General features: G+C 29.2%; 11 protein-coding genes and 1 pseudogene. 10 read left to right on the plus strand and 2 right to left on the minus strand.

Annotation, left to right across the window (positions count from 1 at the left end; genetic code table 11):
* Nucleotides 1-295: 295 nt before the first annotated feature.
* Together N524_RS0109280 and N524_RS0109285 are read left to right on the plus strand one after the other, a co-directional pair.
* Nucleotides 296-778: a replication initiator protein A gene (locus tag N524_RS0109280; protein WP_081772619.1), complete on the plus strand. Its 483-nt coding sequence runs from the start codon at nt 296-298 to the stop codon at nt 776-778.
* 573 nt (nt 779-1351) lie between these two features.
* Complete coding sequence (locus N524_RS0109285) at nt 1352-1708, plus strand: hypothetical protein (protein ID WP_029056324.1); 357 nt, start codon at nt 1352-1354, stop codon at nt 1706-1708.
* A 391-nt stretch (nt 1709-2099) separates the two neighbouring features.
* Here the strand turns inward: N524_RS0109285 and N524_RS0109290 are convergent, their stop codons facing one another.
* On the minus strand, nt 2100-2516 hold the full coding sequence (locus N524_RS0109290) for a hypothetical protein (RefSeq protein ID WP_029056325.1): 417 nt from the start codon (nt 2514-2516) through the stop codon (nt 2100-2102).
* A 172-nt stretch (nt 2517-2688) separates the two neighbouring features.
* Here N524_RS0109290 and N524_RS0109295 point away from each other — a divergent pair, with 172 nt between their 5' ends.
* The 5 genes from N524_RS0109295 (at nt 2689) to N524_RS13470 (ending at nt 5574) form a co-directional block, all read left to right on the plus strand.
* The gene (locus tag N524_RS0109295; RefSeq protein WP_029056326.1) at nt 2689-3495 is read left to right on the plus strand and encodes a ParA family protein; all 807 of its coding nucleotides are present in this window, start codon (nt 2689-2691) and stop codon (nt 3493-3495) included.
* Between the two features lie 86 nt (nt 3496-3581).
* Nucleotides 3582-3830 carry a hypothetical protein gene (locus N524_RS0109300; RefSeq protein ID WP_029056327.1) on the plus strand — a complete coding sequence of 83 codons (249 nt, stop codon included), beginning with the start codon at nt 3582-3584 and terminating at the stop codon, nt 3828-3830.
* Nucleotides 3831-4206: 376 nt separating this feature from the next.
* On the plus strand, nt 4207-4452 hold the full coding sequence (locus N524_RS0109305; RefSeq protein ID WP_017636242.1) for an AbrB/MazE/SpoVT family DNA-binding domain-containing protein: 246 nt from the start codon (nt 4207-4209) through the stop codon (nt 4450-4452).
* 128 nt (nt 4453-4580) lie between these two features.
* Nucleotides 4581-4835 (plus strand): type II toxin-antitoxin system death-on-curing family toxin, encoded by a 255-nt coding sequence (locus tag N524_RS12860; RefSeq protein ID WP_231460218.1) that lies wholly within the window; start codon nt 4581-4583, stop codon nt 4833-4835.
* 562 nt (nt 4836-5397) lie between these two features.
* A complete protein-coding gene (locus N524_RS13470) occupies nt 5398-5574 on the plus strand; it encodes a hypothetical protein (protein WP_155979882.1) in 177 nt (58 codons plus the stop codon).
* A 428-nt stretch (nt 5575-6002) separates the two neighbouring features.
* On the opposite strand, the pseudogene N524_RS13750 reads toward N524_RS13470, so the two are convergent.
* Nucleotides 6003-6353 (minus strand): annotated as a pseudogene (locus N524_RS13750) (replication initiation protein); the annotation flags it as partial.
* A gap of 1243 nt (nt 6354-7596) precedes the next feature.
* Between N524_RS13750 and N524_RS0109315 the strand changes: the two are divergent.
* From N524_RS0109315 to N524_RS0109325, 3 genes are all read left to right on the plus strand, one after another.
* Nucleotides 7597-7974, plus strand: coding sequence for a hypothetical protein (locus tag N524_RS0109315; RefSeq protein ID WP_002477896.1), 378 nt, complete (start codon nt 7597-7599; stop codon nt 7972-7974).
* Between the two features lie 6 nt (nt 7975-7980).
* A complete protein-coding gene (locus N524_RS0109320; RefSeq protein WP_017636246.1) occupies nt 7981-8421 on the plus strand; it encodes a RusA family crossover junction endodeoxyribonuclease in 441 nt (146 codons plus the stop codon).
* Nucleotides 8422-8530: 109 nt separating this feature from the next.
* Nucleotides 8531-9376, plus strand: a complete 846-nt coding sequence (locus N524_RS0109325; RefSeq protein ID WP_231460216.1) for a hypothetical protein — start codon at nt 8531-8533, stop codon at nt 9374-9376.
* The last annotated feature ends 341 nt before the right edge of the window (nt 9377-9717 follow it).

A 9717-nucleotide genomic window follows, 5' to 3' on the forward strand; every position in this document is an offset into this window, starting at 1 on the left:
AAAACTATGCCTTTAATGTGGCAAAACTATGCCTTTAATGTGGCAAAACTACTCCTTTTATGTGGCAAAACTACTCCCTTTAACACCTTAAATCCATTGTCTCTCTAAGCATCAAACAAGCCCTAAAAAGATTTTAAAAATATTTATAAAAATATATTAAAAAGGGCGGCGATTATGAGACAGCAACCACTATGAAAAAGGTTTCTATAAATACCATGTTACATACATTCGTACTTATACTGTTATTTATATGTATATTATTAGAACACTATTGTAAAATTTAAAATATTGTATAATGCTTATAAATTTATGTAAGTTACAAATATTATACAATTTCTTACTATTCGATCCACAATACAAAGGGCTTCATGTGAAATCGAAAGCAATGTATACGTTGATCATAGACACAATGATGTATCGAATGAACAAAGGTATTATTGAGATAGATAAAAATGGGCATCAGTATATCGAATTTGAGAACGAGTATTTCAAGAAACTGTTAAACATCAGTGTAAACGCAGTCAATAAATTCAAAAAAGAATTAATTAAAGTAGGGCTTATTGATGTACTTCAAAAACAGGAAAACAACGTCTTTACGTCTACATGCCAAAAATCGAAGACAAAAAATTTTATTATTATAATAAAGAGACGAAATCCAACAAATACACATATATCGAATTACCTAAATTCTTATTTGAAGCGGCATATCAATCAATACCTTTCTATCAAAAATAGCCGTACAACTGGACGCTTTGTGGACAATCACGGTGTAGTATAAACAAAATATACTTATAATCGCTTCATAGACGCATTAAACATCAAATCAAAGCATACACTAAAAAAACATATCAATATCTTAATCAAATACAATCTATTAATCGTGAGTAATGTAGCTACTACAATTAATCATATTTTCAGAACATAAAACCGTTATTATGTATTAAAGCCTAAAAAAAGAAAAAAACAATGTAATCAAACAAGTTGATACAAACGATAGTTATGTCTCAAGTCATAATGTAAATGTTGAACAAAATAGGGCAAATAATGTCGATATGGAAGGACATAATCACAATAATAATGCATCTGATTAACAAAATATGTCATCTAGTAATATTAAAAATTCTAGTAACACTATAAACATAAATGCACAGTATATATCAGAGTCAGCCTCACTCAAAACTGAAAATGAATCATTAAAAGAACGAATACGCTATTACAAAAAATACATCAAACAATACTTACCTGATTTCATCGATGAGAAAAAAATGCTAAAAGAACAATTACTAAAGAATTTCCCGACTTTTATCCGTACGCTTATTGTTAATTACACGACTAAGAAACATAGCGTGCGATGAGTGTGATTTGTGGCGCCAAAAATAAATATAATCAACTCTACGAAACAAATTATCGTCTTGAAGATTTAGAGAATGAAATTGGAGAAGCATTAATCCGTGTAAACCGAAAACATAAAACTGAAGTATGCAATTATCTAGTTGCAAGTATCAAAGGCGCATTTACTCAAAGACACGAAGAAGATTATAACAGAGGTGTTATTGCAAAAAGCCCTAAAATGGCTTTATTTGGTGACTTACCGAATATTATTACGCCATCAAGTCAATTGATGAATAGCAATATTAGAAAACAAATAACGTCAAACAAATTACATGCCGCCAATCAATATGCAACGGCTAAGAAAATGCCTTTTTGATAACCTAATATAAGATTTGCGAGTAGTGGACCATAGGAACTGCAAGGATAAATTGAATTAGTAAAAGACATTACCATCATTAGCAATTATGGTTAGACGTTATTAGTATGTCTATTTGCTACGTATTTTAGACATAAGGTCTTTATAATATATGTTAAATTTATTCTTTTTATTTACAATGTTTTTAGAGGAGTATGAATCGATGATACAGGTCCTATATAAAATTTTGAGTTGCTGTAGTAAAACGATTTATATGAGGTAGCAGACGCCAATACACATACACATACACATAAACGTGTTGATATATATGTGTGTATGTGTATTGGCGTCTGCTTAAAGGGGAATCAGCATATATTATTACTACAACTAAGTAACAATATAATATGAATCTTTATATTTTGTTTACTGATTTAATGATTTCTTTTTTTGTTAAATCAATAATACCTTGATTTTTTTCTTCATTGAGTTCTAGCTTGTTTATTTCAATTTTAATTTTTCTTAATTCTTCAATTATATGCTCTCCTTGAGACAGTATTTTAGAGTATATAGTTATTTCAGATGGTTCTTTTTGTGTTTTAAAGGCGGATACATCTTCATTTAATTCTTTTTCTAAAGTAGTTGAAATATCATCGGTAATATTAATTTGCTGACTATTCCATTTCTGTACTCTGCCCTCCATGTATTTTTCCTTACGATATTGTGAAAGAATACTTACATCTATTGTATAATATATGTTCTTACTAGTTACTTTATAAATATAAATATTAGACTCCAATTTTTGTCTAACTTCTTTGGGTAAAGTTGCCATTTTTTCTCTCTCTCTCTTTCTTTTTTCATTTCCTTACTATAAATTGGTTAAAGTTAAAAGCCAAAACATATATTTGTATTATAAATATATAGAAGCGGATTTCGACATACGCTCATGCATATGTGTATACACGTGTGTATGTTTATGTTAAGGTAGAAAAGGAGGTGTCTAAATGGAAATAATCACATTCGCAGCCGTTAAAGGTGGAGTAGGAAAAACAACATTATCCTATAATTTTTCTGGATATTTAGCTGACTTGGGATACAAAGTGTTAATGATAGATTTAGATCATCAATGCAATTTATCTCAAATCTTAGGAATTTATGACCAAAAGAATACTGTCTTATCTATATTCGAAAAAATAGATACGCTGCATATTGAAGAAAAAGTTAAGATACACCCTATTAATAACAATATAGATCTTATCAGTGGATTTTTACGTTTAGATGAGTATGAGAAGCATATGAGTACGACAGATGGAAAAGACATGCAATTATATATGTGGCTGGATGATTACTATGAAGAATATAATATTGGTCAATATGACTATATTATTATTGATACACATCCTGATTTCAGTACATCAACAAGAAATGCGATTGTGGTAAGCCATAAAGTAATTTCTCCTAATAAGCCAAGTGGTTTTAGTGATGATTCGAATGCAAACATTTCATATCGTATTAATAAATTAAAGAAGGATTTAATTGACTTTAGGACACGAGAAAGTTATGTAACAGCTAAACTTTTTTTCGTTGGAAATATGGTCAAACATAATACTAAATCATCAATCAATTTTAAAAAAAGTATTGAAAATCAAGAAGATTATATAACTTATTTTCCTGATAAGGAATTAATTACACGTAGTGTTTTAGAAAAAAAACCAATTGTATCATTTAAGCAAGAACTTGCAATATACTTAAAAGAAAAAAGTTTTTTTCAGCAATTTATAAAGAGTTGTAAAGCTATTAAAGATGCTTGATTGATATACACATGTTTATGCGTACGATTACGCGCATAAACATACACATGTGCGTGCGCACTATATGATGAGGAAGGAGTTTTAAAATGGCATTTAATAAAAAAATAGATAGTAATGATCAAGAAAATAGTATAGAAAAAGCTTTAGAGAATGCAGTATCACCCAATACATCGTATAAAAAAATAGAGATAAAAAAAGATAAAATTAAAGAAAAGAAGAAGAGATATCAATTTATGTTACAGCCTTCAGTTAGGAAAAAACTAGATGATTTAGTTGAAGAAAATAATTATTCATCATCTTCAGAGTTTTTAAATGAGATTATAAAGCAATTATAGGCAAACTAGTGTTACATTTAATTGTGCAATGTATATTTAACCTTTAGATGTGGAAAAAGATTATTAAACTAAGCCGATGCCAACTGTACACAAACAAAGCACATGGGAGCGACACCAATACCGCTTCTATGTGCTTTGTTTGTGTACGTTGTGTACTTGAAAGTTATAGAAGAAAATTATATACAACGTTTAGAATTAATCCAGATATACTAAAAATATAAGGATATAAAACCCAAAATAATAAAATGCGATGATAGATCGCATGGTGGTAGGTCAAAAAGTATAAAGAAACCTATTTTTAAGAGTTAGAGGGAGATTAATCACATAACGATATCGAAATAATCATAGTTACTAATCAAAGGAAGGAGTAGTACATATGACGGTGATTCATACAAGAAAATTAAGAAAAAGTGGTAATAGTAATATATTAACGATACCTAAAGAAGTAATCAAAGCATTAGATGTCGTAGAAGGTCAATTTATTGCTTTTAACGTTGTTAACGGCCGAGTTGTACTCGAAGCGGTTAAAACAACAGATGATAACGCAAGAGATATTTTGAGTATCTCCAATCAAATAAGTAAACAGTATGACAGTGCGTTCAAAGACCTAGTTAATAGATAATAGGAGGATGACATATACAATACTTAACAGAAAAATATTATCACCTTGAATGTATATGTTATTAGTAAGTATAGTCCTAAAAAAAGCATGGTGTTAAAGGTTCCAATGCATTAAATATGTTAGTTAATATGCTTAAACAGTATGTGTTTGGCAAAGAAATATATTCGACGCTAGAATTAAAAGCAGTTAGTTTAGTACGGAACTGGGTACAAAAGCATGTCTTTTTTAACGGGAATAAAAGAAAGACTTTAATATCACTAGGCGCTTTTCTTAATATTAATGGATATCAGCTCACTATAATTAATACGGAAGCGACTGACTGTAAGATTAAGATTGCGACAGATGACTTAGAGGAAGAAATAATAAACAAGTGGGTTAGCTAATCTAAAGTCAATGAATAGTACACAGTCATAAAATTAATCAAAAGAAGCGACGAACGATTATTCATAGGATGAGCCGTTTCTTTTATATATATAATATGTGTACGTCGTGTACGCTTAAGTTAAAAGGCATAGTTTTGCCACATGAAAACCTATTAAATACATCAATTGGGTCGTTATATATTACAATGAAATTAGGTTAAAGTTGTATCACTAATATTTTGGTTAGAACTCATTAATGTGAATCAACCATTTAATCTACCCTCCATAATAGAGGATGGTTGGTTTTCATTGAATAGAGCAAGCTCGATGAAGCAGTGAGGAAACGTCCAATTGCAACATGGTGTGCAGTGTATTTAAAAGAAGCGGATTTTACCGCTTCTTTTTTATGTTCGATATGAGTACGTAGTATACATACATTTAGTTTTAGATAACAAAAAGCATTAAAGGGTGTTCAATTAACTATATAAGCACTAGTTGTATTTGACCGTGCCAAAAATTTTATATCATTGCATGTAAGTACATAATAAAAAAAAGAACTGTGCTATATGAAGAAGATATAGATTTGATTGTAGGTATAATGGATACGACGAGAAAGACATTATTTAACCTTAATACTGAATTGTTATTACCAATAGTACGTATGGTAGCAATATTAGCAGTTGTGATATTTTTTATCGTCTTTTTATCTATTTGGTTAAGTCATACTTCTAAATATATGAGAAAGTATATTAACGACTAATTAACATACTTTAATTGTGTACGTATTAAGAGTGGTTGTATTGAATATGTGTTGGTATGTATATTTCTTATGCTAGGTTTATTAATAACACAACACATAACAGAAAATTATAACAAGTCTAATTAATTAGAGTATGCTCTTGCTATATTACTTTTTGTTCTCTTAGGGTATTTATATAGACACGATATAACTTCCCCTTTGTGAAAAAAACGGAGGTACAACTTTAAGGTCACTCGAAGCGGATAGCGGTTTCTTATTTATGGTTTAACTTGTTGTTATCATAACTAAAAAGGATTACCCGCTTTATCTAATAACTTAAGATATAGTGGGGAATACTTTTATTATTTAGGCGCATATTAATTGGGCTTTATATTCTTCAACTTACGACGCAATGTATCAATGCTTATTGTTCACCCCTCCGTTTTCCAAAGTTCAAATTTAGTAAAATCATTAGTTATTTGGTTTAGTATATGTTTTAAATTGTTATTAACCTTATAATCAGTAAATAATACAAACTATTCAAAGTTTTCCCGCTTCTATATTTATACGTCAAGTTCAACATCTTATCGTATACCTACTCTAATTCTTTTAAAAATCTATCTTGTGACCGAGTATAGTAATTACTTAATTCTTTTAGTTCAGAGAAAGGTATGTTGATTCTGTTTGTATCTACTTCTTTCAACTTATTACACAAAACAAAGAATATATCTATTTTCGTACTTGTGAATTTTCTTAAAGGTACAAGATTCATTTCTATATACTACAGTTTCACCAGTCATAATTATATACGCTCCCCCTATTTATAATAGGTCTTTTGTTACAAAATGTCCCTTTTACTTTTTATTAAATACTCTTATATAATCTGTGTACTCATGGTACTAATTACCCGTATTGTACGGTGTGTACGTATTTATTGAATTGGATTGAATTTAATCTTAATATATGTGTCCATATGCTCAATATATTTGAGCATATTTTTAAAACCTTTTTAAGTTTGTCTCAATCACTTGTGTCCGTTGACATTGAAAGGGGGGTAAAAGGGACATTTTGTAACACACGGATATTAAAAATATAGAAGCCGCTTCAAATAGTTATTTAACAATTGTGTACGTAATGTACGTAGTACACTAAATATTTACATATAGAAGTATAAGATATAATTTAAAAAATAAAATACAATGACGCTGAGAGACGCATTCATTTACGTTGAGAGTTACTAAGAGAGGTAAATACACAATACACGGAGTGAGTGCGCTTCTTTTAATAAAACAAGTTAAGAAATTTCTTCAAAACTAATTACAAAAAGCAAAGAAAGAGGTTTAAAAACGAAATAAACTGCAGATGTAACAAATCGATTTGATGATATTGATTATGACGAAACAACTGGTGAAATATTAGCTGGTGGAAATACTTTTATATTTATTGAAAAATATGCAATTACTCCAAAATGTAAAGATATTGCTAATAGATTAGTTGAGTATTTAAAAATAAATAAAAATCCAAAAACTATTGATATTGATAAAGAAACTAAAGTATTTGTTTACAATGATGAAAGTACTTTCTTTCACAAAGGTTCAATATTTAAGAATAATGATTTTGTGAAAAGAATAAAATTTAAAAATGAATGTGATTTAGCGAAAGAAATAGACTTATTAAATTAATAATATTATTAAATTTTATATAATTATATAAAAAAAGCAGTTACAAATAAGATACTAATATGTAATATATTTCTATGTTAAAAACAGTATCAAAAATTAGACTAAAGTGTTTTTATAGTATATATTATAAAGTGTAAGATAAGATTATAACATCTTTTAATTAAAAGATTAGGTTAATTTTTTAAGTAATATCTTTAATTTAAAATATGTATAAAAATTACTAAAAATAACGTTAGATATTAGAAATAAAGGCTTTATATATATGTACGAAGTGTGCTGTGTGTACGTTGTTAACGTTGTGTACGTAGTATATTAATTAGTAATTTTAAATAAAGACTATTCATAGAAATGAGTGATAAAAATGGCTAATACTAAAACGATAAAGCAAATTAAAATGGCAAAAACGAAAAGCGAAAATTTAAATGAATTTCTACTTAATTTTGTTCATTGGGAAAAAATCGCAAAACGACTAAATTACAGTAAACCTTCAGTTTTTAGAATAAAAAAGCAATTGAGGGAACACATTGACGAAGAGGGAGAACAAGAAGCTTTATATCGTATGTTTACGGTTTCTGAATTAAATAAACTTATAGATTTGTATAACGATTATATTAAGCATCCAGAGGCTTATGCTAAACCGAAAACAAAAAAAGAGTTGAATATAGAGCGTCAAGAAAAGGCGATAGCCAAACATATGAATGATATGAAAATGGATTATAAACCAACAGATAGAGAGTGATAATACATGGCAAAAGAATGGAGTTATATTATTGATATTCCCCCAGTTGCGACACCACGTCCTAATTTTAGAAGTGTAAAAGGGGCAGACGGTAAAGTAAAAAATATCACATACTACCCAGAAAAATATAATCAATACATGAGAGATGTACAAGAGATGCTCAAGCGAGATAATGCCTTAAACAAGGATTTCTATGATGTTATGGCTTGCCCATATGGTGTGAAAGCTGAAATTAAATTTTTCGTACAAGCACCTAAAGGCTACAAAGGAGTTAACAACATTATGAGAACAACGGCACCTGATATTGACAACTTGGAAAAAGCTGCTTTTGACAGTATTTTTAAAGGTTTAGAAATCAAAGATAGTCGCATAGCAATGGTGGCTAAAGCTAAATTTCAAGAGTTACACAGACCTAGAACAGAAATCACATTGAAAGGGATTGAATGATATGCCTTCAACCAATTTAGAAAAATTTTATGCCATAGAGAAGATTATGGAGGAGTTTAACAGTCTTCAAGAAAATTATTTAAAGTCGCTAGAGGAACGCTATGAATACATGAACGAGTATCGTAGAGAGTATAGAAGTCTAGTAAGAGCTGTTAATGAGGTTGAAAAACGACTAAAAACGACAGAAAACGACGATGAAGAAATTGAAGTTTTAAAGAAAAATGTAAGGATCAATGCACAAAGGCAAATAGACAGTATAGAAGAGCAAAGAGAATCGAACCCCTATTATGACCCTGAAGACAGTGTAAAAAGCTTGAATAAGCTTATAAATGCTTTATATAGAAGTGTAGATATAAGTTATTTAGAAAGTGTTCAAAAATCTTTAGAAAAAAACAATATAGATGTTGACGGTTTGCCATTGCTTATAGACGTATTAGAAAGCTATGAAGAACAAGACAACAGAGAACAAAAAATATTATCTTTGATAGACATGGCAAAAAATGACTATTTAGGTAGTTTTAAAGAGTATAGAAATGCTTTAGAAACAGGAGAAGTAGGAGAATCATTTAACGATATTTTTAAAGTTTTAGCCCAGTTAGGATATGACGAGGAAGCAGGTCTGATGGCAGACGCATTGCCAGATTATGACGATGTTAGACGTGAAAGACCTGACTCGCAGCAATTATTGAACGTTTTACCACCAGTTAAAAGTGCAGACCTACAGTATTGGCAGTCTAATAGACGAAAAAGTGAAGGCTATGCATTAAATATGCTGTTTGCTAAAGAAGTAGCATATACACGTAGAGCATTGTTAGAAGATAGGGAATATATAGGTACTAGAAACGCTTTTCAACGATTAAATAACGCCTATGACGAGCTTAGTGCGTATATGTATGAAAGATATCACGAATTAGGTGGAACACCTTATAATTATCATGGACATATGAATAGATAAAAGAAAGATATTGACTATAAACGCTGTCGTGTAGGAGTTTATAGTCTTTTTTATACGAAAATAAAATATAAAAATAATAAAAAATATATAAGGCATATAAAATGAAAATTAAAAATCCACGAACATACGCTAAACATATCAAAAAGTAAATATAATATCAAAGAAAATAAAGAATAATAATATAACGAGTGTAAAAGTACAAGCTAAATAAAATCATAAAGCAAATTAATAAAATAAGATGAAAATAAAAGAAAAACGAAAGTTTCAAAAATGAGACCGAAAAGGAACGAGCACAAAGTACAGTATCAAAAATAATACCGAAGAGTAAGTGCTATGGGCTG

The sequence above is a fragment of the Staphylococcus sp. URHA0057 genome (genome assembly GCF_000620265.1).
Taxonomy (GTDB): Bacteria; Bacillota; Bacilli; order Staphylococcales; family Staphylococcaceae; genus Staphylococcus; species Staphylococcus pasteuri.